The 805-nt window shown below is 78.9% G+C and carries 1 pseudogene; it reads right to left on the bottom strand.

Features of this window, described 5'->3' with window-relative positions:
* Window positions 1-805 (bottom strand): annotated as a pseudogene (locus EAO70_RS35585) (serine protease); the annotation flags it as partial.

Raw genomic sequence — 805 nt, 5'->3', positions numbered from 1 at the left:
GTCCCTGCGGACGGGAGCGTCGGGGCCCCTCCGGACGGCAGGGCCGCGGGCGTGTCGGGGTTCGGTGGGGCCGTGGGTGGGACCAGGGTCCTCAGGGCCGTGTCCAGGTCCAGGTGTGCCGCCTGGACCCAGTCCGCGAGTTCCTCGTGGGCGAACCGGTAGCCCGTGCCGGCCGGGGCCAGGAGGCCTTCGGTGAGGACCGCCGACGCCCAGCCCTCCCGCCAGGGGAAGAGCTCTTCGAAGGAGGCGCGGTCGAGGACCCCGTGCCCCGGGCCGAGGCAGCGGCGGGCCGCCTCGTGGACCTGGCCGGTGACGCGCGCGGCGAGGCGGCGCACGGCGGTCCCCGACGGCAGCGGCCGGGAGCCGGCGGCGATGCGGACGGCGATCCGCAGACACATCAGGTCGAGGTGGGCGGTGAAGATCTCCTCGCGGTCCGGGCGCCCGGGGACGTCCCCCGGCAGCGCGGCCCGCACCTCGGCGAGCAGCCGCAGGGCCAGCGGGTGGCGGGCGTCGGCCGCCGCGAGGTCCTCCTCCCCGAGCCCGTACCCCTCGCGTACGGCCCGGGCCTCGGTCGCGGAGTACGGACCGAGGACGAGGGCGGCCGGCAGCCCGTGGGAGGCCGGGTCGCGGTGGTCGGAGGCGGGCCGGTGGAGGGCGCCGGGGCGGTAGAGGGCGCCCGCGCGTTCCCAGTGCTCGGGGCGGCAGGCGGTGACGAGGCGGACGTGGTGGGCGCGGAGCCAGGTCTCGGTGGCGGCGGTCCAGTCGGCGAGCCGGTGGGCGAGCCGGGGCGGCATCTCCTCGGGGC

This window comes from Streptomyces sp. adm13(2018) (assembly GCF_008042145.1).
In the GTDB taxonomy this organism is placed as follows: domain Bacteria; phylum Actinomycetota; class Actinomycetes; order Streptomycetales; family Streptomycetaceae; genus Streptomyces.
Note: the sequence above shows the minus strand (reverse complement) of the source record. Positions and strands in the feature narration are given on the sequence as shown.